This is a genomic window from Acinetobacter sp. YH16032 (genome assembly GCF_013417345.1).
In the GTDB taxonomy this organism is placed as follows: Bacteria; Pseudomonadota; Gammaproteobacteria; order Pseudomonadales; family Moraxellaceae; genus Acinetobacter.
Window position 1 is genome coordinate 38,937 of the sequence record NZ_VPEE01000015.1, and the last position, 23,391, is coordinate 62,327.

Annotated in this window: 21 protein-coding genes; 6 read left to right on the forward strand and 15 right to left on the reverse strand. The window is 40.4% G+C overall.

Going from position 1 to position 23,391, the window contains the following annotated elements; all coding sequences use genetic code 11:
* Together FTV32_RS09435 and FTV32_RS09440 are read right to left on the reverse strand one after the other, a co-directional pair.
* Window positions 1–1,290 carry a D-arabinono-1,4-lactone oxidase gene (locus FTV32_RS09435; protein WP_180028507.1) on the reverse strand — a complete coding sequence of 430 codons (1,290 nt, stop codon included), beginning with the start codon at window positions 1,288–1,290 and terminating at the stop codon, window positions 1–3.
* Window positions 1,287–3,029 (reverse strand): neutral/alkaline non-lysosomal ceramidase N-terminal domain-containing protein, encoded by a 1,743-nt coding sequence (locus tag FTV32_RS09440; RefSeq protein ID WP_035265354.1) that lies wholly within the window; start codon window positions 3,027–3,029, stop codon window positions 1,287–1,289. Before FTV32_RS09440 ends, FTV32_RS09435 begins: the two co-directional genes overlap by 4 nt.
* Window positions 3,030–3,293: 264 nt before the next feature.
* Between FTV32_RS09440 and FTV32_RS09445 the strand changes: the two genes are divergently transcribed.
* Window positions 3,294–4,934 (forward strand): acyl-CoA synthetase, encoded by a 1,641-nt coding sequence (locus FTV32_RS09445; protein WP_035265353.1) that lies wholly within the window; start codon window positions 3,294–3,296, stop codon window positions 4,932–4,934.
* 57 nt (window positions 4,935–4,991) lie between these two features.
* Here FTV32_RS09445 and yjgA read toward each other — a convergent pair whose 3' ends face one another.
* The 9 genes from yjgA to mazG all read right to left on the reverse strand — a co-directional run bounded on the left by yjgA (window position 4,992) and on the right by mazG (window position 11,670).
* Window positions 4,992–5,525, reverse strand: a complete 534-nt coding sequence (gene yjgA / locus FTV32_RS09450) for a ribosome biogenesis factor YjgA (RefSeq protein ID WP_035265351.1) — start codon at window positions 5,523–5,525, stop codon at window positions 4,992–4,994.
* 2 nt (window positions 5,526–5,527) lie between these two features.
* Complete coding sequence (locus tag FTV32_RS09455) at window positions 5,528–5,797, reverse strand: HPr family phosphocarrier protein (protein ID WP_035265349.1); 270 nt, start codon at window positions 5,795–5,797, stop codon at window positions 5,528–5,530.
* Window positions 5,794–6,645: an RNase adapter RapZ gene (gene rapZ / locus FTV32_RS09460; RefSeq protein ID WP_035265345.1), complete on the reverse strand. Its 852-nt coding sequence runs from the start codon at window positions 6,643–6,645 to the stop codon at window positions 5,794–5,796. Before rapZ ends, FTV32_RS09455 begins: the two co-directional genes overlap by 4 nt.
* 39 nt (window positions 6,646–6,684) lie before the next feature.
* The gene (gene panC, locus FTV32_RS09465) at window positions 6,685–7,524 is read right to left on the reverse strand and encodes a pantoate--beta-alanine ligase (protein ID WP_035265343.1); all 840 of its coding nucleotides are present in this window, start codon (window positions 7,522–7,524) and stop codon (window positions 6,685–6,687) included.
* Window positions 7,525–7,526: 2 nt separating this feature from the next.
* The gene (panB, locus tag FTV32_RS09470) at window positions 7,527–8,336 is read right to left on the reverse strand and encodes a 3-methyl-2-oxobutanoate hydroxymethyltransferase (RefSeq protein WP_035265341.1); all 810 of its coding nucleotides are present in this window, start codon (window positions 8,334–8,336) and stop codon (window positions 7,527–7,529) included.
* Between the two features lie 40 nt (window positions 8,337–8,376).
* Window positions 8,377–8,865 carry a 2-amino-4-hydroxy-6-hydroxymethyldihydropteridine diphosphokinase gene (folK, locus tag FTV32_RS09475; RefSeq protein ID WP_035265339.1) on the reverse strand — a complete coding sequence of 163 codons (489 nt, stop codon included), beginning with the start codon at window positions 8,863–8,865 and terminating at the stop codon, window positions 8,377–8,379.
* Window positions 8,862–10,319, reverse strand: a complete 1,458-nt coding sequence (gene pcnB / locus FTV32_RS09480) for a polynucleotide adenylyltransferase PcnB (RefSeq protein ID WP_035265338.1) — start codon at window positions 10,317–10,319, stop codon at window positions 8,862–8,864. Before pcnB ends, folK begins: the two co-directional genes overlap by 4 nt.
* A gap of 153 nt (window positions 10,320–10,472) precedes the next feature.
* Window positions 10,473–10,883 (reverse strand): ComEA family DNA-binding protein, encoded by a 411-nt coding sequence (locus FTV32_RS09485; RefSeq protein WP_035265336.1) that lies wholly within the window; start codon window positions 10,881–10,883, stop codon window positions 10,473–10,475.
* The gene (mazG, locus tag FTV32_RS09490) at window positions 10,876–11,670 is read right to left on the reverse strand and encodes a nucleoside triphosphate pyrophosphohydrolase (protein ID WP_180028508.1); all 795 of its coding nucleotides are present in this window, start codon (window positions 11,668–11,670) and stop codon (window positions 10,876–10,878) included. The genes FTV32_RS09485 and mazG overlap by 8 nt, the downstream gene beginning before the upstream one ends.
* 107 nt (window positions 11,671–11,777) lie before the next feature.
* Between mazG and FTV32_RS09495 the strand changes: the two genes are divergently transcribed.
* Both FTV32_RS09495 and FTV32_RS09500 read left to right on the forward strand, forming a co-directional pair.
* Window positions 11,778–12,554: an SDR family oxidoreductase gene (locus tag FTV32_RS09495; RefSeq protein WP_035265333.1), complete on the forward strand. Its 777-nt coding sequence runs from the start codon at window positions 11,778–11,780 to the stop codon at window positions 12,552–12,554.
* A gap of 79 nt (window positions 12,555–12,633) precedes the next feature.
* The gene (locus tag FTV32_RS09500; protein ID WP_035265332.1) at window positions 12,634–13,065 is read left to right on the forward strand and encodes a hypothetical protein; all 432 of its coding nucleotides are present in this window, start codon (window positions 12,634–12,636) and stop codon (window positions 13,063–13,065) included.
* A gap of 54 nt (window positions 13,066–13,119) precedes the next feature.
* On the opposite strand, the gene FTV32_RS09505 is transcribed toward FTV32_RS09500, so the two are convergent.
* The 4 genes from FTV32_RS09505 to cysM are packed head-to-tail and all read right to left on the reverse strand — an operon-like array spanning window position 13,120 to window position 18,615.
* Window positions 13,120–15,426: a bifunctional (p)ppGpp synthetase/guanosine-3',5'-bis(diphosphate) 3'-pyrophosphohydrolase gene (locus FTV32_RS09505; RefSeq protein ID WP_035265331.1), complete on the reverse strand. Its 2,307-nt coding sequence runs from the start codon at window positions 15,424–15,426 to the stop codon at window positions 13,120–13,122.
* 53 nt (window positions 15,427–15,479) lie between these two features.
* Window positions 15,480–16,847 (reverse strand): 23S rRNA (uracil(1939)-C(5))-methyltransferase RlmD, encoded by a 1,368-nt coding sequence (rlmD, locus tag FTV32_RS09510; protein ID WP_180028509.1) that lies wholly within the window; start codon window positions 16,845–16,847, stop codon window positions 15,480–15,482.
* Window positions 16,848–16,856: 9 nt separating this feature from the next.
* Window positions 16,857–17,678: a 3'-5' exonuclease gene (locus tag FTV32_RS09515; RefSeq protein ID WP_035265329.1), complete on the reverse strand. Its 822-nt coding sequence runs from the start codon at window positions 17,676–17,678 to the stop codon at window positions 16,857–16,859.
* Window positions 17,679–17,694: 16 nt separating this feature from the next.
* Window positions 17,695–18,615 (reverse strand): cysteine synthase CysM, encoded by a 921-nt coding sequence (gene cysM, locus FTV32_RS09520; RefSeq protein WP_180028510.1) that lies wholly within the window; start codon window positions 18,613–18,615, stop codon window positions 17,695–17,697.
* 151 nt (window positions 18,616–18,766) lie between these two features.
* On the opposite strand from cysM, the gene FTV32_RS09525 reads away from it, so the two are divergent.
* From FTV32_RS09525 to FTV32_RS09535, 3 genes are all read left to right on the forward strand, one after another.
* Window positions 18,767–21,571, forward strand: coding sequence for an ATP-binding protein (locus FTV32_RS09525; RefSeq protein ID WP_180028511.1), 2,805 nt, complete (start codon window positions 18,767–18,769; stop codon window positions 21,569–21,571).
* A 110-nt stretch (window positions 21,572–21,681) separates the two neighbouring features.
* Window positions 21,682–22,470 carry a crotonase/enoyl-CoA hydratase family protein gene (locus FTV32_RS09530; protein WP_035265324.1) on the forward strand — a complete coding sequence of 263 codons (789 nt, stop codon included), beginning with the start codon at window positions 21,682–21,684 and terminating at the stop codon, window positions 22,468–22,470.
* Window positions 22,471–22,505: 35 nt separating this feature from the next.
* Window positions 22,506–23,381, forward strand: coding sequence for an NAD(P)-dependent oxidoreductase (locus FTV32_RS09535; RefSeq protein WP_171076746.1), 876 nt, complete (start codon window positions 22,506–22,508; stop codon window positions 23,379–23,381).
* Window positions 23,382–23,391: the final 10 nt, after the last annotated feature.

Below are 23,391 nucleotides of genomic sequence, written 5' to 3' on the forward strand. Positions count from 1 at the left end.
TCATCCATGTTGCCCAAGTAATAGTTTTTCAAGATAGGGATTGAGAAACTTTCGATGGGGATCGAGCGCTTCTCTGATTTGCATAAATTCATTCCATTTCGGATAAAGAGCTCGAATCTCTTGGTGAGATAGTTGATGCATCTTAGCCCAGTGTGGACGGCCTCGATATTTTTGAAAAATCGGCTCAATAAGATCAAATACTTTTTGAGGTGACTGCTTATAATATTGATGGATTGAAACCGAAATACTGTCTTGCTGATAGAAAGGACTTAGCCAAATATCATCCCCTTTGACCACGCGGAATTCGATAGGGAAAAAAGAATTTATTTGATATTTTCTAAACGTTGCAATCACTTCTTTGATGCATTGAATACCATTCTCAATTGGAATTTGATATTCCATTTCATTGAATTTGGTATTCCGAGGTGTTGCAAAAATATCACTCGACCAATCAATGAATTCTGTTGGCTTCACAAAAACACCGACTAATTTTTGAAGATATTTCGTCAAAAAAGGGGCTTTTTTAGAAATTTCACAACACCATGTTAAAAGTTGATCCTCAGATGGCCAAGAAGTTTCTCTTGGCTTCACCTCACCCTCTGTAACATCAAGTGTTTTAAAAATTAACTGATCTGTAAAAGGGAAAATAAAATACTCCAAATGCCGATGTTGGTGCATCAATTGGAGAAATTGATCAAGGCTTTCTTCTACAGGGGCTAAATGAATTTTCTCTTCCAATTTATATCTAGGGCGGTTTTGCATGGTTATTTTCGTTAATATCCCGAGTGATCCCAAAGATACTCTCCCTGCCTGAAAAATTTCAGGGTTCTCCGTCTTGGAGCATTGGATTAACTCCCCGTTTGCCTGTAATAGCTCAAAATCTTCTACATAGCCTGAAATAGAATATAGCGCTGCACCTGTCCCGTGTGTTCCTGTAGACACAGCACCAGCTAAACTTTGTTGATCAATATCACCCTGATTCATAAGCGACTGTTCATAAGGCGCAAGATGCTGTCCTAAATTGAATAGTCGAGTACCTGCCCATAACGTCGCTTGGCATTTAGCCTGATCAGCATTTAAGACACTTGAAAATCGGTCTAAAGAAATAATAGACGCATCCGTTTTTACCAAAGGAGTAAATGAATGCCCTGCACCAACCACACGAACTTTAGGATGTTGAATCACAATATCCTGTAATTCATGTAATTGATCTGGATATAAGATGTGTTGCGGGTTTGAGTGGCAATATCCCGACCAGTTAGACCAATAATGATGTGTCAGATTACTCATGTTGCCAACTCCTTTTGTGCAACGGCGGTTTGAACATTTCCCCGATTGGTTCTTTTCTCTAATTCTTTTTGAGGTACTGCTTTAGGTACGCAATTTGATAATTGACGTTGTTCAGGTGGCAAACAAATCTGTTTAGCCAAATGTTTAAAATAGGTTTGAAAAGCTGCCAAAGTCCATTGACCAAATAAAGTGTGTCCACCTTCATAGGCTTGTTCTTGATATTCTTCGAATGTCGTCACATAGCCCATATAATCATTACAATAAGATGCAAACCAAATTTTTGCGTTAGGAAATGTCGGTAATACACTTTTCTGAATGGTATTTAATACGCGCTTACCTGAAGTTGTTGTAAACTCTCCGGGAGCACATACCAAAAAAAGTTGACCGATTCGAATGAGCTGAATTGGCACAATATGTGGCACTAAATCGCTTTCTTGAATTGCGCCAGCGTGAACTTGAGCATTCATTTCAGCAATGAGTGGATCTAAAACACCAGGAAGTGAACCTAATTTTTTTCCTAATATCCGATGCTGACCCGATTCAAAAATAATATTTTTGGGTCCTTGAGCATGATAAAGCTTCTGATAATAAGCACTTTCCACTGGATCTTTTGAATTCAATTTACTTCGTTTGAATTGTTTTGAAAGTAAATTCATAGCCATGATCAATGGCTTTGCAGCACCCACACCATCGACTGGTGTGCCCGCAATAAATGCTGTCCCATGACAAGCTTGGCTTGTTATCGCATTGCTATATCCACCTGAAAACTCTGGATCAGCCACAGTATTTGACATATCCACATACTCGAGTACTGCATCCAAATCCTGATATTGAATTTTTTGATTTTGCTGCTCAATTAAAGCGGCTAAAGCATACTCACTCTGTATACGACCATTGTTTCTCGCATAGATGTATTCTGCTTCTCCTTTTATCTTTTTTCTGATCTTAGTCTGATTCTTTCCATGGAAGTGTGGTGACACATCGCCTGCTGTTGCTTGCGCAAATATACAAACTGGTCCATCCACCCCAGCAGCACTTAAGGTCTCTTCCGAAAGTGTTGCGGCATAGCCTTTATTATCACCATCATGAGCGTCTAATTGATTGCCCAAACATGTCGCATGCACACCAAACAGTGACAACAGAGAATGCAGCTTTTCCCCACGATAAAAGCCAAGGACTTGCATTTGTCGATTGATCGCTTTGTAAGTTTCAGATTCGTCGACGAATGCAGTATCGAGATTTCGATTATACGCTTTTATCGAGCGATTCCATGCCACAGGAACTTGCTCAGGAATGTCAATTGTCGCTAACCGAATCTCTGTAAAATCGCGATTGGATAATGCCTGTTGAATACTGGATTGCACAGCATCCACTACTGCATCAAGGTGCTCAGGCACAAATCCTGGTGTCGGCATATTATAAAGAGCTTCATAACCACAACCGCCTGGACCTGAATGGGTATGCGTTGCCATTAGAACCAAACGATGTGGATCGAAACGATCGCTCAACGTTTCATTCAAGCGTTGGATTACAGTAATTCGAATTGCTGAAGTAATACAGCCAAAATCTAGACAACATAAAATTAATGGAGCATCTCGATCTTTTTGAATGGTCACTGTTCTCGCATACAGCGCAGTTCTTTTTTTATAGGCACGGTGATGCCACATCCCATAGCCAAACATGGCATAGCCTTTGGGTTCGATGTTAATTTCATCTTTCCCCCACCCAACAATATACATATGCAAAATCCTTTTGCTTTTATTATTCGATTTTGAAACTTAAAATCTGTTTAAAATTTACCCTATTTCTCGATCAATTACATTATTCAGCACAAATAAATATCACCAACTTCACGAATAAAACGCAATAAATTGAAATTAAAAAATATGAATTTTCGCCTAATTGACAAAATGTCACGTTTGCTCGACTAAAGGATAAATGTATTCCGTTTCTTTTTTGCTTATCTTTTACTCAGGATTATAAAAATGAAGATGGATACTAAAATGAATTTAAGTCCGTATGACGAACTACCTAGAACGCCGGCAAATTTTGTTGCCCTTTCTCCACTCAGATATTTAGAGCGTGCGGCCTACATCTACCCTCAGCAAGATGCAATTATTCATGGTACACGCCGGATTAGCTGGAAAGAAAAGTACCAACGTTGCCGTCAATTTGCCGATCAGCTGCAAAAGCTTGGTATTCAGAAAAATGATACTGTATCAGTATTACTTCCAAATATTCCAGCCATGATCGAAGCGCATTTTGCAGTGCCTATGGCAGGCGCTGTACTCAATACATTAAATACGCGCCTAGATGCAAAAACACTCGCATTTATGCTTGAACATGCTGAATCAAAAGTACTTTTAGTTGACCCTGAATTCTCAGAATTAGCACAGGAAGCTTTAGCACAAGTTCCTCAGGACATTTATGTTATCGATGTTGCAGATACTGAATATGAATTCAATGAACAAGCGCCCCGTATTGGAAAAATTGAGTATGAATCTTGGCTTTCACAAGGTAATCCTGAGTTTGAGTGGCAATTACCACAGGATGAATGGGATGCCATCAGCTTAAACTACACCTCAGGCACAACTGGGAATCCAAAAGGTGTGGTCTATCATCATCGTGGGGCTTATATTAATGCAGCAAGTAATATCATTGCTTGTGGTATGACACCCCGTGCCACCTATTTATGGACTTTGCCTCTGTTCCATTGTAATGGATGGTGTTTCGCTTGGACCATGGCCGCCAACGGTGGCACAAATGTTTGTCTTCGAAAAGTTGATCCAGCACAGATCTATCAATTGATCGCGGATCATCAAGTCGATTACTTCTGCGGTGCACCAATTGTATTGTCCATGTTGATCAACACACCAAAAGAGCAACAACGCGAAATTAATCATCGAGTTGAAGTGATGGTTGCTGGTGCAGCGCCACCAGCTGCCATTATTGAAGGTATGCGAAATCTAGGAATCAATGTTACCCACGTCTATGGTCTCACTGAAACCTATGGACCATCAGCGCTATGTGCTTCGCAAGCAGGCTGGAGTGATTTAAGCATCCAAGAACAAGCTCAACTACATTCACGTCAAGGTGTACCTTATCCACTTCAAGATGGGATGAAAGTACTAGATCCTGAAACGATGCTGCCTGTACCGAATGATGGTCAGACCATGGGGGAAATTATGTTCCGTGGCAACATTGTCATGAAAGGGTACTTGAAGAATCCTGAAGCCACCGCTGAAGCATTTGCTGGTGGATGGTTCCATACTGGCGATCTTGCCGTATGCCAGCCTGATGGTTATGCCAAAATCACAGATCGCTCGAAAGATGTGATTATTTCTGGTGGTGAAAATATTTCTTCACTTGAAGTGGAAGAAGTACTGTATCAACACCCTGCCGTGCTGACAGCTGCAGTTGTTGCAAAACCTGATCCACGTTGGCAAGAAGTTCCATGCGCATTTATTGAATTGAAGCAAGGGCAACAAGCTACACCTGAAGAAATCATTGAATACTGCAAACAACATCTTGCTCGATTCAAGGTACCTAAAGACGTAGTGATTACTGAAATCCCTAAAACTTCAACAGGTAAACTGCAAAAGTTTGTGTTGCGAGATTGGGCAAAAGATCGTGCTGCACTCTAAATATTAAGCATCTAAGAAATAAAAAAGGTCTGAAACATCAGACCTTTTTTTTGACCATTAACGATCAGAGATAAGTGCAACTTGCTGAACGTAATTCAGCAAATTTAACTTAGATTGTGCAACAGCATCCTCACCTAAGTTTTTTTGAATATCACGTTCAATACGAAGTAAATGCTGACGTATTGCATGATGCTCTGCAGCATTGTAAGTCTTCATAAATTCTTTAATAACAGGCTCACCTTGTGCAATCATACGATCGACCCAGCGGTGCAATTGTGCTGTCTTTTTCGCCCCTTGTTGAGGTGTCAAATAAGATAAGATCATGCTCTCGTCTTCATTGCGTAATAATTTACCAATACGCAAAAATTGACGACGACGAGCCTCACCTGATGTTATCAATTGAACATCCAATAAAGCTTCAATTAAGCGCTCTTCCACAGGAAGGCTTTCAATCTTTTTTTTGGGTAACTCAGCAAGTTGAGCCCCTAAAGCAGCCATACGTTGTACAGCTTTCTTTTGTTCAGTTTTACTTGCACGTCCTTCTAAAGACTCAAAATCATCTTCAGTAAAACGTTGCGATCGACGTGCCACGATTATTCAGCCTCGTAAAATTTTGCTGCGAATAATGCTTGAACTTCAGACAAAGCTTTCTCTTCATCTGCCCCTTCAATCACTAGTCTTAATGTAGTTCCTTTGCCTGCACCGAGCATGAGCAAAGACATAATATTTTTGGCATCGACTAATTTATCGCCCTTACCAATTTTAATCGAACTTCGAAATTTGGTAGTGACCTCAATGAGCTTGCCTGACGCACGCGCATGTAATCCTAATTTGTTAATTACGTCAACAGTTGTGTCAATCATGACCAGTGCTTCATTTCTCTATGCAAGACCTGAATAGACCATTGTGCCTCAAGCGCCTTTTTGAGTCTATCCACAATAAATACAGAGCGGTGCTGACCACCTGTACATCCTATCGAAACCGTAATGTAATGGCGATGCCCTTCTGCAAAGGCAGGCAACCACTTCTCTAAAAACTGCTTTAAATCCTCAAACATCATATTCACTTGGTCAAATGATGTCAGGAATTTTTCAATGGGCTCATCTAAGCCCGAATATTTTCTAAGCTCTAAATCCCAATGTGGATTGGGTAAATGCCGCACATCAAAAATAAAATCAGCATCCAACGGAATACCATGCTTATATCCAAAAGACTGTAAAATAACAATTAAGTTATCTACCTGCCCTAAGCGGGATAATAATGTATCTTTAAGATCATGGACACTTTTATCTGATGTATCAATCTGTACAGTTGCTCTTAATTGAATCGGCAACAGTAATTGTTTCTCTTCTTGAATGCACTCATTCAGACTTTTAAAACGATTCGCCAGTGGATGAGGTCGACGCGAGGCACTAAAACGAGCAATTAACTCTTGATCTTTGGTCGTGAGATAAATGACCTCGACTTCACCATGTTTTTCCAGTTGCTGATAAACTTGCTCAAATTCTTGCAAATCAGCGCGTGTACTCCGAACATCAACCCCTAAAGCCAATTGTTCTAAATTATTTTCTTGATCTAACTTTCCAACGATCTCAGGAAGTAATGCTAGCGGCAAATTATCGATACAGTAATAACCTAAATCTTCGAGAACCTGCAATGCAGATGACTTCCCTGAACCGGATTGTCCTGTAACAATAAGAATTCGCTTCATGCACCACACCTGACGATCATCATCGAGTTTAATCCTGTTTTAAAGACTGATTTGTAAATTGTCGATCAAGCGTGTCGAACCAATTTTCGCAGCAACAAATAACACAATATCTTGGTCAAATTGCTCTACTGCCTGCAACATTGGATTACGTGCTTCAACATAATCCACGACAAAGCCAGCATCACTTAAAGTTGATTTTATCTCAGCAAGAACCTCTGTAAGCGCTTGACCTTGTTTTAAATTTGTTTCAGCAGTTTTTAAAGATTGATAAATGACTGGTGCAATTTGACGATGTTCAGCCGAAAGATAACCATTACGTGAACTTAATGCCAAACCATCTTCAGCACGTGCAATTGGCACACCAATAATTTCAATCGGCATGTTCAAGTCACGTACCATTGTCTTAATCACAGCCAACTGCTGGTAGTCTTTTTGACCAAAAAATGCAAAATGTGGTTGTACGATATTAAATAACTTCGTTACTACTACCGCAACACCATCAAAGTGCCCCGGACGTTGAGCACCACATAAATCATTGGTAATTTGACCGACACTAATGTTTGTTAAGCGAGGTTGACTGCCATACATTTGCTCAACTGAAGGTGCAAAAATAATGTCACAACCCTCTTCAGCCAACAACTGACTGTCTTGATCAAGTGTGCGTGGGTAACTGTCATAATCTTCATTTGGGCCAAATTGAATCGGATTCACAAAAATACTGACCACAACCACATCACATAATTTACGTGCTTCACGTACTAAATTTAAGTGACCTTGATGTAGATTCCCCATGGTCGGGACAAAACCAATAGTCTTTCGTGCTTGACGAGCAGCATGAAGTGATGCGGTTAAACCATGGATTGTTGTTTCAGTTTTCATGATTAAAGCTCAACTTGGAACGTATGTTCTTTAGCAGGGAAAGATTGATCTAGTACAGCAACATGATACGATTTGATTGCATCAAGAATGGCCGTTTCACCAGACTGTTCTTTCATAAAATTACGTACAAAACGTGCAACACGACCGAAGTTTAATCCCAGCATATCTTGAACAACCAGAACTTGACCATCGGTTTGTGCTCCAGCACCAATACCAATCACAGGTACATGCGGAAATAGTTCTGTAATTTCTTGACCCAATTGTGCAGGTACACACTCTAGCAATAACACTGCAGCCCCAGCCTCAACAACGGCTTTACAATCAGCAATCAGCTGATCCGCAGCTTCACGCGTTTTGGCTTGTAATTTATAGCCACCAAATACATGAACGGATTGTGGCGTTAGTCCAAGATGGACACACACTGGAATACCATTGCGAGTCAATACTTCTACCGTTTCAGCAAGCCAAGCACCACCTTCAAGCTTGACCATTTGTGCGCCAGCTTGCATCACTTTTTTCGAGTTTACTAGTGCATCATTGAGTGTGGCATAACTCATAAAAGGCAGATCAGTTAAGATGAAAGCATGGTTATTTCCACGACGTACAACTGAGGTGTGATAGACCATATCTTCCACATTCACAGGCAACGTTGAATCATGGCCTTGAATAGTCATCCCAAGCGAATCACCAATTAAAATGGTATCTATTTCAGCAATTTCCATTGCCTTCGCCATACTGGCGTCATAACAAGTCAGACATGAAAATTTTCGACCTTGCTGTTTGAATTGTCTTAAATCGCTCAGACTGATCATAAGATGTCCTCTAACACAGTTCCTTAGAACATTTTAAAGTTTAAATATTGATCCAAGATGAATCTGCTAAAACATCCAATTGGCTGTGTTTTGCAATATTCGTTTCTCGAATTTTCTGTCCATGAATTTCTAATTCGACATCCAGATCTAATAACGGCAGTATGACAAAATCTCGCTCAAATATCCCGATATGTGGAACAGTTAAGCGATCATTTTGAATCGTTTGATCACCATATAACAATAGATCTAAATCGAGTGTGCGTTCACCCCAACGACGTAAACGCACCCGCCCTGCTTCATTTTCTATTTTTTGTAATTCATCTAATAATTCAAGCGCCGTTAGACTCGTATCTAAACGAACGACCGCATTGTGGTAATGTGGTTGGTCTTGAGGACCCATAGGTGGACTATGATAAAGCCTTGATGCTTTCACCACACCCAGCATTGCCAGTTTCGTATAGGCTTCTGCCATCAACTGCTGAGAATCACCTAAATTACTTCCCAGTCCAATATATGTTCGTACTGTCATTGGATAGGACCAAACACCACTGTATTTAAATCACGTTTGACACGTTTACGCTTCAAAATAGGATGATCAGCTGCAATACCATTATCCAAAGCGATACTCGCATTTTGCTCTGTTCTTCGCTCATTCGCTGAAGCGGCCTTACGACTGCGGCGGCTACGTGACTCCGTTTCTTTAACTAGCGGTTCAATCTGCTGAGGCTTTGTTTCCGCAACATCTTCGATCACGGCAACTTTACGTCGTGATTTAGTCCGTTGACGATTGTACTGCGCAATCACACGCTCTTTTTCGTCCAAAGACATCAACTGATAAGCATCCCACCATTGACCCATGCCATTGGTCGTCTGATCTCCAGACTTTTCACGCAGCAACATAAAGTCAAAACCTGCTCTAAAACGAGCATGACCTGAGAGTGCTTCAATTTGCTGAGGTTTTGGGTTCAACAAACGAGTTTGCATTTCCCAAACTTCACGAATAAAGGTTTCTGCAAAACGCGGGATAATCGTGCGTGTCGCTTGGCGCTTCAGCACATCTAAGCCAGCTTGAGCACGTGCTTCAGCTGCCACAACACCTTTATGCATATAAAAATCACAACGCTCAAGGAATGGTTTCCACAACAATACCGCATAGAAAAATGCAGGGTTGATCGTTTTACCAATTTGAATTCGCTGATCTGTATTTTTCGCTGCACGTTCAATAAATGCATCAATATGAGGAGGAATATCTGCAAATAATTGTTTCCAGATTCCAAACTCAATCAACATTGGGAGCACACGATTCAAATGCCCCATTGTGAATAACTTTTGAGATTCATCATATAAACGATGGGGTGATACATCACGTAAAAGCAAGGCTGCTTCAGGTGTAAATACATCTAAAATTGCAGGATCAATTTTAAAGTTAAGTTTCGCAGCAAATCTCAGTGTTCGTAACATACGAACTGGATCTTCTTCAAAACGTAACTTTGGATCACCCAATAAACGCAATGTTTTTGTTTTTATATCATCAATAGCGTTACAGAAATCAAGAACGATACCCTTACGCGGTTGGTAATACATCGCATTGATTGAGAAATCTCGACGAGCAAAATCTTCTTCAATTGAGCCCCAATTATTATCTCTTAGAATCATCCCTGCAGCAGAAGTCACTGCTTTTTTAGGAGGAGCTCGGAAAGTGGCCACTTCAATTAATTCACGACCAGAATAGACATGAGCCAACTCAAAACGACGACCAATAATTCGGCAACGACGACCAAATACTTCTTTAATTTGTGAAGGTGTCGCATTGGTTACAGCATCGAAATCTTTAGGCGCAAGTCCAAGCATCAAATCACGGACACCACCACCGACGATGTAAGCTTCATAGCCGGCTTTAGTTAAAGAATCAATAACATCTAAAATGGAAGAAGGTAATTGTGCAGTGGATAAACCGCACTTTGACGCGTGCAAAGTTTGCAAAAGACGCTGTCTCCTACGTCAGAACGTAAAATCATAATTGTGCTAATCATAGCTCTAACACAATCAAAGGGCAATTTTATTCTCCAAGATTCACCGTCAAAATTGATTAAATTTCAACACCCCTTAGTGCCATTTGACCTCTATAAAAATGTGTTAGAGGGCTAACTGGTTGCGATTCTTTTCGATAAACTTTGGACCTATTCCTTTGACATTTTGAAGTTCATCTACTGACTTAAAACTGCCATGCTTTTGCCGATACTCAATAATTGCAGCAGCTTTCTTCTCACCCACTCCTTTAATCATTTGTAGTTCAACCATTGAAGCCGTATTAAGACGAACTTTAGTTGATTGCCCGACACCACCAGCTGATTGCTTTGATGATGTATTTACGGCTGGTCGAGATAAATAATGGTTCGCACTTTGCCGGTTAAGTCGTTGATCATGAGCTTCTTGCTCTGCTTTCCATTTTAAGTAAGATTGATCAAACTGTTGTGGATATGCCGAACTGATTAAACTCACACATGCAGTAAATATCAGAAGAAGAAAAGAAATGATGCTATTCATGTTGAACCTGAATGTTATTGTTATGTTGCTTTAGATACACTTTTGCCTGACCCCACAATTGGTCCATTTCTTTGAGACTCATATTTTCAATGGGCGTATTTCTATTTTTTGCCTGCAACTCAATGTATGAAAAACGTTGTTTAAATTTGTGGATGGTTCCAAGTAGAGCCATCTCACTTGAAATGCCGATTTTACGTCCAACATTGATTAAAGAAAATAAACAATCTCCAAACTCCTCTTGTATTTCGTCGGAATTTTGATGGTTGAGCGCCTCTCTCAATTCAGATAACTCTTCATCTAACTTTTCATACGCTTGCTCAACATTTTCGAAATCAAATCCAATCTGAGCTACATTTTTTTGAATTTGTTCGGCTTGATCTAAGGCAGGACCCGCTTTAATTTCATCTAAACGTGATTTAGTTTTGTCTTTTTTCTCTTCAGCCTTAATTTTTTGCCAAAGTTCACTCACCTGCTGTTCATTCAGTTGTTCAAATTGAGCCGATTGAAAGACATGAGGATGTCTTCGAATCAACTTGTCGCACAACGTTTCCACCACATCATGAAAATTAAATGCTCCTTGCTCACTATACATTTGCGCTTGAAATACAACTTGCAGCAGAAGATCTCCTAATTCCTCTTTTATATGCGCTGTATTTTGTGATCGAACTGCTTCTTCAACCTCATAAGCTTCTTCAATCGCATAGCGAGTCAAGCTTTCAGGCGTTTGTTTTTGATCCCATGGACATTTCGCACGAAGCTCTTGCATGATATTTAAAAGTTTTTCCATGAAAGTTGATCTCTAGTGAATGATGAGTTTAAAGATATTGTTGATTCAATGAACAATCTTATGCTCAACTAGGAACATAAAATGATGTAAAACAACAAGGATTTTCGATGACATCTAGTATTTTTATCAGTGGCGCAGCACAAGGGATTGGCGCAGCTACCGCAAAACTATTCTATCAGCAAGGTTATAAAGTCGGTATTTATGACATCAATCTCGAACAAGCTGAACAATTGGCTCAATCTTTAGGGCCAAATGCTAAAGCGGGTTTGCTAGATGTTTCCCAATACGACCAATGGCAAAGTGCTTTAACTGAGTTCAACGAATGGGCTGGTGAAATAAATATATTATTAAATAATGCTGGCATCTTATATTCAGGGGCATTCGAAAATACAGATATCTCATCGCATCATCGAACATTTAATATCAATGTTAACGGCGTTCTCAATGGCTGTCATGCTGCGCTCCCTTTCTTAAAACAGGCCTCCCACGCACGTATCATCAATATGTCCTCTGCTTCTGCTATCTATGGTCAAGCTGATTTAGTGTCCTATTCAGCAAGTAAATTTGCTGTTCGCGGCATTACAGAAGGTCTTGATGTTGAATGGCAAAAATATGGAATACGCGTATTAGACATCATGCCATTATTTGTTCAGACTGCCATGGTAAAAGGCATGGATGCGGGTACGATTCAAAATATGGGAGTCAGTCTCAGCGCCCAAGACGTTGCTCAGGAAATTTACCGTGTCGCACGTTTAAAAAACCATCACTTAACCGTGACTCACCATACGGTTGGCATCAAAACTGAACTGATGTATCACCTGTCAAGATTCAGTCCCCAATTGATCAACAGAGTGACAAATTTACTATTAAGTAAAAAGAAATGACAAATTAGTCACATTTGTGTAATATTCTCTCGCCCCAACAGGGGCATTTATAACAATGCGTTACAAATGAGAATATATAATGAAAAAAATTTTAACTTTAGCTATCGCTACTGCTTTAACAACGACTCTTGCTCAAGCTTCGGGTGAACTACCAACCAAACAACACTCAACTGCTGAACTCAAGGCAATGGATTGTGCAACACTAGCTGTTGAAAAAGCCAATGCTAAGCGTAACTTAGAAAATGCTGATAAAAATATTGCAGCTGCTGCAACCCAAACGCCAGCTAAATCATTGAGCAAATGGGCGGGTATGGCAGGTAATGCATTATCTACTTTCGGTGGCAACTCAGAAAAAGCAACAAAAATGGGGCAAGTTGCAAACTCTGTAGCGGGTGAAAGCGATACTTCTGATGCTGCAAATATTCCATTACAGCAACAGATCAAAGCTGCATCGCAAGCAAACATCGATAATATTGGAATCTATCAAGGTTCTAAAAAATGCAAAATCTGATTTAACGCTATTTGAGTGATCAGTCATAAAAAGCCTGCTAAAGCAGGCTTTTTTTTAATTCCCCTGCACCAAACGTCTTGCGCTAATGATGCCTGGTTGCTGTTCCAATCGAGCCAACAAGCGAGACAATTGAGCCAAACCTTTGACCTCAATCAACAGCTTCATATTGGCAATACCATCCGCTTCGGAAATGGTATTCACTTGGCGAATATTAATCTGATCTGAAAAAATCACTTGGGTTAGATCCTTCAGCAGTCCTCGACGATCATAAGCCTCAACCACAATTTGGACACTCTGCCCTCTTGTCGGTTGCATTTCCCAATCTGCTTCAACAGCGCGTTCAGGTTCTTGGCTGATCATACGTACATAATCCGGACAAGCCACCTTATGAATACTCACCCCACGATTGAGTGTGATATATCCAGCAATCGACTCACCATGAACAGGCTGACAACATTGTGCAATATGTAGTTCAACATTATCCAAACCGTCAATCAGAATCCCATGCGCTGATAATGTATGACTCGCCCGTGGATTTAATGCTGGCTTCAGCACTAACTCAGGCTCATCTTGATCCAAGTGCATATGACGATTGACTTGATTAATCAATGCATGAAGACTGATATCTCCACTCACCAAGGATACAAGAATGTCCTCACCTGTTTTAACGTTAAAATGAGCACAATAATCACTCAAATCAATACTTTTTGGGTGAATTGCAAGACGTGATAATTCCTTGGTGAGAATCTCTCGACCGACTTCTAAGTTCTTACTACGGTCTTGCTGTCTGAACCAATGGCGCAACTTGTCTCTTGCACGTGCTGTCTTGATATAACCTAAAGAGTTCACCAACCAATCACGATTTGGCTCACGATCTTTCTTGGTCAAAATCTCGACTTGTTCACCTGTTTTTAATGTATAAGTCAGTGGAACATAACGTTGGTTCACACGTGCTGCATAACACTTATTACCAACCTCAGTATGCACATGGTATGCAAAATCTAAAACGGTTGAATTACGCGGTAATTCTTTAATGTCACCATCACGACTAAAAACATAAATTTTTTCAAAATCTTCAAAATCTTGAAGCTGATTGAAATTTTCAGTTTCGTCTTCATTCGGATGCGCACCTGCTTCATTTCGTTCTTGATAATGTTCAAGCACGGAACGTAAAGAGTGCAAACGATGATTAAATGAATAATCTGTAGTTTTGGCACCTTCTTTATAATTGAAATGAGAACAAACGCCTAACTCAGCTTCTTCATGCATTTCAGTGGTTCTGATTTGTATCTCTAAAGATTTATTTTCAGCAATCACTGCAGTATGTAAAGAACGGTAGCCATTGGCTTTTGGGTTAGTGATGTAATCATCAAACTGATGGGGAATATGACGCCAGATTTGATGTACGATCCCCAAAGCGTGATAACACTCAGATACATTCTGAACCAGTACACGAACAGCTCGAATGTCATATAGCTGATCGAAACTTAAGTTCTTACTTTTCATTTTTCGATAAATCGAATAAATGTGTTTCACACGACCTGAGATTTCAGCCTCAATGCCATGCTTCAACAACTCACTTTTCAGCTTATCGACCACGAATTGAATATATTGTTCGCGCTCTAAGCGTTTTTCATTGAGTAAAGATGCAATTTCTTTATAGCGCTCTGGTGCTAAATAACGGAACGCAAGATCTTCAAGTTCCCATTTTAACTGCGCGATACCAAGACGATGCGCCAAGGGCGAGTAAATGGTCAAAATTTCTCGTGCGACACGCTCTTGACGCTCTTTTGGAGAGTTTGCCAACTCACGCAAAGCCAGCGTACGCTCAGCCAACTTGATTAATACAACGCGAACATCCTCTGTTACTGAGATCAACATCTTGTAAATCCCAGTTAAATGTTCACGCTGATTATTATTGAAGTGATCTTCTAAACGTTTATTTTTTTCGATCAGCTCTGACAACTTACCCATTGCCAAAGTGCCTTTCACCAAATTGTAGACACTTTCACCAAAGCTTTTACGAATCTCCTCAAGCGACGTCATGCCCTCACGCACACTACGATAAAGCATCGCTGCTGACAAAGTATCTTCATCAACATGTAGGTGAGCCAAAATATCTGCCATACCTAAGCCAGTCGCGAAGGTATTGGTTTTATGATGGTGATCAGAAGTCAGTTCTTTTTTTAAAACACTAAGAGCGACTTCTTCTAATTTTTTAAGTTCTGCACCGTCTAAAATAATCCGCGCACGGTCTAGCCAAGTTGCTAAACCAAGTTGCGCTTCAGCGGCATGTTCTACAGTCGTTTCCTCAGACAACTCAGTCAGTCGTCCAGGTAACTGCTCACGTACTGTGACCATACCCTTCTCCTTTTTTAAATCTAATCTTCATTTTATTAAATCAACACTTAGCACTAGCTTTTTTCAAATAAAGCAATAGATTCAACATGGCCTGTATGACTGAACATATCCATCACACCAGCTTTCTTCAACTGATAGCCATGTTGTACTAAAATCCCTGTATCACGTGCTAATGTAGCAGGATTACAGGAAACATAGACGATTTTTTTTGCACCAAAATTTGGCACATAGTGCATAATTTCTTCAGCTCCAGCGCGTGGTGGGTCTATTAAGAGTGCATCGAACCCTTGATTTGCCCAAGAATGTTGCGAAAAATCTTGCGTTAAATCCTGAGCATAAAATTTTACGTTTGTGATGCCGTTTTTCAGTGCATTTTCTGTCCCACGCATCACCATTTCCTCACTTCCCTCCACCGCGACGACCTCACCCCGTGTTACAGAACGTGCAAGTGGCAATGAGAAATTCCCTAGACCACAGAATAAATCAAGAACACGCTCATTTCCGCTCAGGTCAAGCAATTCACATGCCAGCTTCACCATTTGTGGATTAATGGTGGGGTTCACCTGAGTAAAGTCAGTCGGTTTAAAACCAAACGTCACGTTAAAATCAGGTAGTGAGTAATGTAATCGCTCAGATAGGTCACCATCCGCACGATGAACACTACTTACACCAGCAGGTTGCAAATAAAGCTGCCATGATCTTTCTAACGCAAATTCACGCAGTTGGTTGACATCATTTTGCGGTAATTTGTTGGTATGACGTATCAAAAGTGCAACCTCTTGATCTCCTTTCGCCAATTCAATATGACCTATATCTGCTTTTGCTTTTAGATTTTCAAGGAGTACCTTGAGGTGAGGTAACGCAGCATCTAGCTCTGCATCTAAAATTTTGCAGGTTTTAATTTCAGTAAGCTGATTAGATTGAGCCTCACGAAAACCCATGACTAATTTATTTTTTTTAGCAATGTAGCGAACGCCAATACGCGCCTTGTGACGATAATCTTCACGTGTCGAACGCAATGGTTCTAGCCACGACTCTGGAAGAGCACCTGCAAAGTGGGTGAGATGCGACTCTAAAACTGATTGTTTTAAACGAATTTGTTCATCTAATTTTATGTGCTGCATATTACAGCCTCCACATTTTCCAAAATGTGGACAAACTGGCTGTGTACGAATTGGACTCGGCGCCCCAATCAACTGCACACAATCAGCTTCTTCTAATTTTTTTGCCTGATGGGTAATTTGAGCTTCTACTGTTTCTCCTGGCAGTGCAAAACGAATAAAGACCTTTTTACCCAATTTGTCTTGAGGATGTTCCTGTCCTTGAAAATGTGCGATCCCTCGCCCTTCGTGTGAAAGTCTCTCAACTGTAAATGTATAACGAGGAAGTTGAGATGAGCGATGTGCGGCACGTTGTTTCAAAGAGATAACCTAATGTTGAGTTGATTTAAAATCCGAAGCGGTGAAGTCAGTTTTTTCAGCAGTTTCTTGCCAAATACGCAAAAATTCTGTTTGCTGGGGTTGACCTTGAAGATAATGAATCGTCGCTTGAATCCACAGACGATGATCTTCAGGCAAAATCTGTCCTTTTAACAATACATAGCGCAGATAGACTAACCATGTGTTTAAAACATCCCCTTCACAATAACTGGTTAATTCTATCCAATTATTGTTACGAACATATTCAGGGATAAAATAACCTGGTGTTCCGCGCTTACCCGGGTAACCGAGCATATAAGCGACATCATCCAGTTTTTGGAAGTGACGCGCATTAAACATTGCCATAAAATCCATCAAATCAATATGACGATGATGGTAACGATTCTGGTAGTTATTATAGCGCTTTTGTGTATCAATTTCGCCTTGATCAAACAGACTTGGCGCAGACAACCCATGATACATTGCTCTATACATAATAACAGGCAGATCAAATTGGGAGCCATTCCAACTGACTAAAGTCGGATTACGTTTATCAAAAATTGATAGAAATTTTTGTAAAATTTCAGGTTCTGAATAATGTTCACGACTGAATGAAAATAATTTCATTCCCGCCTTTTCATCAATCCATAGTCCTGAAATACAGACAATTTCATGTAAAGCAAGTCGCTGAAAGTCAGTGCCCGCTTCTTGACGTCTTAACTTACTCAGCGCTTGTTCAATACTATCTTCTGGTAAATCTAAGCCATATAGATGCGCTCCTGATTTAAGATCGGTCAATGTTTCAATATCAAACACTAAAACAGGTAAGCGCATATAGATTTACTCGAATTTATTGTTCATCTTCTACAGAGAATAACCCCGTAGAGAGATAACGATCACCACGATCACACACGATACATGCAATCACAGCACTAGGATGTTGTTCAGCGATTTTTATTGATGCCCAAACTGCACCACCAGAAGAAGTACCAGCACTAATTCCTTCCTTACGTGCCAATTGACGAGCCATTTTTTCAGCTTCAATTTGTGGAATATCCATAATTTGATCAACACGAGAAGCATCAAAAATCGTCGGTAAATATTCTTGAGGCCAACGGCGAATACCTGCAATATTCGACCCTTCAGATGGCTGTAAACCAATAATTTGAATATTTGGATTTTGTTCTTTGAGGTATTTTGAAATCCCCATGATGGTTCCCGTTGTTCCCATCGAACTTACAAAATGCGTAATTTTACCGCCAGTTTGTTGCCAAATTTCTGGACCAGTTGTCAAATAGTGTGCTTGGACATTGTCTGGATTACCAAATTGATTGAGTACTAAACCTAGACCATCTCTTTCCATTCGCAATGCGATATCACGAGCTTCTTCCATATTCTCGGATTCAATAAGCTCAGCACCATACGCACGCATTGCATCTTTGCGCTCTTGACTAGAGCTTGCAGGCATAATCAATTTCATTTTATAGCCACGCATTGCCGCAACCATGGCTAATGCAATACCTGTGTTACCGCTAGTCGCTTCGATCAGCGTATCACCTGGCTTAATGTCACCACGTTTTTCAGCTTGCATGATCATGTTATATGCTGGGCGATCTTTGACAGAGCCCGCTGGATTATTACCTTCCAGTTTTGCCAATACAGTCGCTTGAGTATGACTTGCCAGACGCTGTAACCTAACCAATGGGGTTTTACCCACATAGTGGTCTAATAAAAAATCGTCTGATTGAAAATCTACTTGTGTATTACTCATTATTTGCACCCATATTGAGGTGCAGGTATTGTATGAAAAAAAGTATCTCACTGCATCAATTTCAAAGGCTTTTTAATGAGGGTGATTAAAGCACCATCATTTTTTTAAAGCGTGCTAATATGCCCAACATGGGGAATGAGTCACTCTGCACATGTCGAATTTGAATAAAAAAATCTTCAATCGCTTAAAACTAAACCATGCTTATGGGCAATTGATTGCCCTCATTTTTGTACCCATTGCGGTACTGGCAAGCGTCGGCTCTGCACTGGTGCTCACAGAAACGTCTAATTCCGCAAAATCAGAACAACGCTTTGCCGCAAATGCAATTTTAAGTCGTTATAAATACACGACAGAAAACCTACTTATTGCGCTTGAAAAAAACCCCTCACAAGCGCAACAAGACCGCGCTAAAAGCATCTTACAAAAGATGTTTAATGAAAAATATTTACTCAGTGTCGCAGTCCTAGACCAACAACAAAAACCTTATTTTGGGTTAGGCTATCGCAATGAAAAACCTTGGCCTAGCTTCCCGACCAATGTACAAACATTTGGTCCGATTAAAGATCAACATAATCATATTTATGGCTTAGCATTAAATACGCCTGATCAAAGTAAAAAATGGCTTGTTATCGAGCTAGATAATCAACCTCTCGCCATCTCTCAATATCGTGTTTTCATTGTACTGATCACGACGGGTTTGTTGACACTTTTACTCTTATTACTGTGCTTGAACTTTTATTCACGACGTTGGATTGCACCTATGTACGAAATACGTATGCAATTACAGCGACTCAATGCAGACACACTCGACCAACACATGGTCATCAATAGTACTGGCGAGTTAAGGTTACTCCAACGTGATATTGCGAATGTCGTGAAGCGTCTACATTTCAGCTTTTTAGAGCTGAAGGAGCATACCGAGCAGACCGAAGACGATTTAAGACGTACGCTTGATACACTTGAAGTGCAAAATATTACTTATAAACAAGCACGCGATCAGGCCATTTCATCCAATCAGGCAAAATCTGTTTTTCTTGCCAATATCAGTCATGAGTTGCGTACCCCGCTGAATAGTATCGATGGTTTTATTCACTTGTTATTGCGCCAAGAGAATCTCAGCAATGATCAAAGCCTGTATTTGCAAACGATTCGCAAATCATCAGCACATCTTTTAGCACTAATCAATGACGTCTTGGACTTTTCAAAAATTGATGCCGGTAAACTTGAACTAGAAACCGCATCATTTGATTTAGAAGAAGCGATCTTCGATGTTATGGACATGTTGTCGCCATTAGCCGCCCAAAAAAATATCGATATGGCCTTCTACTATGCCGATAACATTCCAAAGTATGTGATTGGCGATGCTTTACGTTGTAAACAGATTTTGACTAACCTGATTTCAAATGCCATTAAATTCACCCCTGATGGTGAAATTATTGTACGTGTTCGAATGGAGCATGACGATCTAGAACATTGCCTATTGCATTTTAGTGTTCAAGATAGTGGTATTGGGTTAAGTGGTACAGACCGAAAACGGTTATTTGAATCATTTTCTCAAGGCGATGCTTCCGTCACTCGTCAATTTGGTGGCACAGGTTTAGGCTTAGCAATCTCAAAACAATTGGTTAATCTGATGCATGGCCAAATTGGCTTTGAAGATAACCAAGAACGCGCCCCAACTGAAAAGGGTTCAACATTCTGGTTTACTGCGAAATTTGCGGTTGATGAATATGAAATTATTCATCCGCAATTCCATGACATGCGTGTCATCTCCTATTTAGCCCACCCTGCAACTGCGAATGTTTTACGTCATTATTTAGAAAATTATGGTGTTGAACACACAGAAGCTCAATCCATTCTAGATTTATTCAGCCGTCTAAATGGTTTGACACATCAACCTGAAAATACGTGGTTGATTGTAGATCACAGTGGTGATCCAGAGGCTTTATTAAAAGAGATTCGCGGACGTTATCAAGGTCACTTAGCCGTATATGGCTATCAGATGGCGCTCGACCTCAACATGTTGAATGAATACAAAGCGAGACCACTGTATCAACCTCTGAGCCGTTCATCATTAATTCAGCTTTTGGAAAATCAGCCAATATTTGAAGTAGAACCTCATGATAACTTTAAAGCCCTTAATTTACATGTACTTGCAGTAGACGATCATCTACCAAACTTAATCGTTTTAGAAGCTTTGCTCGGCGAAATTAATGTTCAAACAACTAAAGCGCAAAGTGGACAAGAGGCACTACAAATTTTACAACAACAGATTCAAAATGATGAAAAGCCGTTTGATCTGATATTTATGGACATTCAAATGCCAGTGATGTCCGGCATCGATACGACTCGTGCGATCAGGTCACTAGAATCCACCATCGAGGGACGTCACACACCGATCATTGCACTTACAGCACATGCTTTAGCAGATGAGAAACAAAAGTTGCTTAAAGTCGGCATGGATGACTATGTCACCAAACCAATCCAAATGGATCAGATTATTCAAATTCTGACCCATTGGAGCAGTGATAAGTTTATTCATCCAATTAAATCCCAAGAAAAAACTTTACGTATCGAAACCTTAGATCATCAGGTTTTAGATTGGAAACAGTGCGTTCAATTGGCAGCGAATAAAGAAGACTTAGCACAAGATTTATTGAAGATGCTGGTGGACAGCTTCCCGAATGAACTTGCTGAAATAGAACAACTCATCGAACTTGAAGATTATCCGCAGCTCGAACATGTATTACACCGTTTATATGGGGCAACACGCTACGTCGGCACTCCGAATTTACAAAGCATCACAGGTGAATTTGAACAGTTCGTTTCAACGCTGCGTAAAGAGCGTAGAAAAGCAGATGAGCAATTTATTGAAAATGTGATGAAACGGCTGGATGAATTAAAACATGCGATTGGACAAGTGAAAGAAGCAGCCGAGTCTATTCTGAATCATTAATAGACGATCAACACACTGTATTAGGCAATACGTGATGACTCTACTGTCACGACAGTCTATTTTGGACATGTTATGCTTAAAACAAGGAACAATAAACTCGAGTCACAATAATGGCTGTAATACGTGTAGAAAAAAATAATGGAATTGCGACGGTTTTTCTGAATCGTCCCGACAAACGTAACGCGATGAGCTTTCAACTTTTGAAAGAGTTGGTGCAAGTCGCAAATAAAATTAAATCTGATCGTACTATCCGCTGTGTGATTCTCACTGGTGAAGCCAACGTATTTAGTGCAGGTATTGATTTAACAGACCTGAATAATCCACAAAATCGTGCTTATGCCGCATGGGAACTCATTAAGCCTGGTCAAAGTCTATTTCAAAAAGCTTTTTTAATCTGGCAAGAACTCCCTGTTCCAGTCATTGCAGCTATTGAAGGGTATTGCTTCGGTGCAGGTATGCAATTGGCTTTAGCGGCTGATATTCGAATTGCTCACCCCAACACCCAAATGTCGATTATGGAAACCCGTTGGGGCTTAGTTCCAGATATGGGGTTAACACGCTCAATCAAAGGTATTATTGGAGTCGACCTAGCCAAAGAATTATCATTAACAGCACGTGTATTTGATGGTCAATATGCCAAAGAAATTGGATTGATCACACATGTTGATAACGCGCCGATGCAAAAAGCTCAACAGCTTGCCGACGAAATGTTGCAGCGCTCACCTGATGCCTTAGCTGCAGTAAAACAGGTCTTAGATGCGATGGAACACGCACCCAAAAAATCACTTCGTCTTGAGAAAATTTGGCAACTCAAATTACTCCTTGGCAAAAACAGTCAAATTGCGCGTAAAAAAGATAAAAATCCAGATTTGGAATTTCTACCACGTCAATTCAAATAAATTGGTTTTCAAACTTAGATCAGGGATTAGCTTCAATAATGATTAACGGTCAAACTAAAATCGCATTCTTAGGTATGGGTTTAATGGGTAGCAGAATGGCGACTCGATTGATACAGGCTGGGTTTTACACTGCTGTCTGGAACCGAAGCCCCAACGCATGTGAGCCGTTAATCCAGCTTGGGGCACATCCCCTTCAACTCTCTGAGATAGCACAATTTGATCTGATCCTAACTTGTTTAGCCGATGACAATGCGGTAGAGGCTGTTTTTTCTCAAATTGAATCACTGATTCAACCCAAGCAGATTATTGTGGACTTCTCGAGTCTATCTGTGGATAAAACTAAAAATCTTGCACAACGTGCAACTGCTAAATCAGCGCATTGGATAGATTCTCCTGTGTCAGGTGGAACAGCTGGTGCTGAAAATGGCAGTTTAGTTATTTTTGCTGGCGGACCATCGAGCATCATCGAATCTTTACAACCAATGTATCAAGTTCTTTCACAACGTGTAACCTGTATGGGTGGAACTGGAACAGGACAAGCCACCAAAATTTGTAATCAACTCATCGTTGCTGCAAATAGCACACTCATCGCAGAAGCTGTTGCTTTAGCAGATCAGGCGGGTGTTGATACTCAACTGCTTGCACCTGCCTTAGCAGGTGGATTCGCCGACTCTAAACCTTTTCAAATTTTAACACCACGTATGGCAACGCACGAGTTTGAGCCTGTGCAATGGAAAGTTCAGACGCTGTCTAAAGATTTAAATAACGCCTTGAGTTTGGCTCGACAATTTGACCTTAATATTCCTGTCGCTCAACAAGCCTTAGAACAATTGAAAGCGCATCAATCCAACGGCTTTTCTGAATCAGACCTTGCCTCAGTCATTCTGCAAGTTGAACAAAACAATAAATAGGTCGCATTCA

Bases quoted from the DNA above. Each gene is read 5' to 3' on its own strand.
- FTV32_RS09495 (WP_035265333.1), top strand. From the start codon at position 11,778: ATGACATCTAGTATTTTTATCAGTGGCGCAGCACAAGGGATTGGCGCA.
- cysM (WP_180028510.1), bottom strand. From the start codon at position 18,615: ATGAGTAATACACAAGTAGATTTTCAATCAGACGATTTTTTATTAGAC.
- FTV32_RS09505 (WP_035265331.1), bottom strand. From the start codon at position 15,426: ATGGTCACAGTACGTGAGCAGTTACCTGGACGACTGACTGAGTTGTCT.
- FTV32_RS09525 (WP_180028511.1), top strand. From the start codon at position 18,767: ATGTCGAATTTGAATAAAAAAATCTTCAATCGCTTAAAACTAAACCAT.
- FTV32_RS09440 (WP_035265354.1), bottom strand. From the start codon at position 3,029: ATGTATATTGTTGGGTGGGGGAAAGATGAAATTAACATCGAACCCAAA.
- FTV32_RS09455 (WP_035265349.1), bottom strand. From the start codon at position 5,797: ATGATTGACACAACTGTTGACGTAATTAACAAATTAGGATTACATGCG.
- FTV32_RS09485 (WP_035265336.1), bottom strand. From the start codon at position 10,883: ATGAATAGCATCATTTCTTTTCTTCTTCTGATATTTACTGCATGTGTG.
- FTV32_RS09500 (WP_035265332.1), top strand. From the start codon at position 12,634: ATGAAAAAAATTTTAACTTTAGCTATCGCTACTGCTTTAACAACGACT.
- panB (WP_035265341.1), bottom strand. From the start codon at position 8,336: ATGATCAGTCTGAGCGATTTAAGACAATTCAAACAGCAAGGTCGAAAA.
- rapZ (WP_035265345.1), bottom strand. From the start codon at position 6,645: ATGAAGCGAATTCTTATTGTTACAGGACAATCCGGTTCAGGGAAGTCA.
- FTV32_RS09435 (WP_180028507.1), bottom strand. From the start codon at position 1,290: ATGAGTAATCTGACACATCATTATTGGTCTAACTGGTCGGGATATTGC.
- mazG (WP_180028508.1), bottom strand. From the start codon at position 11,670: ATGGAAAAACTTTTAAATATCATGCAAGAGCTTCGTGCGAAATGTCCA.
- FTV32_RS09515 (WP_035265329.1), bottom strand. From the start codon at position 17,678: ATGCGCTTACCTGTTTTAGTGTTTGATATTGAAACATTGACCGATCTT.
- FTV32_RS09445 (WP_035265353.1), top strand. From the start codon at position 3,294: ATGAATTTAAGTCCGTATGACGAACTACCTAGAACGCCGGCAAATTTT.
- folK (WP_035265339.1), bottom strand. From the start codon at position 8,865: ATGACAGTACGAACATATATTGGACTGGGAAGTAATTTAGGTGATTCT.
- panC (WP_035265343.1), bottom strand. From the start codon at position 7,524: ATGAAAACTGAAACAACAATCCATGGTTTAACCGCATCACTTCATGCT.
- FTV32_RS09530 (WP_035265324.1), top strand. From the start codon at position 21,682: ATGGCTGTAATACGTGTAGAAAAAAATAATGGAATTGCGACGGTTTTT.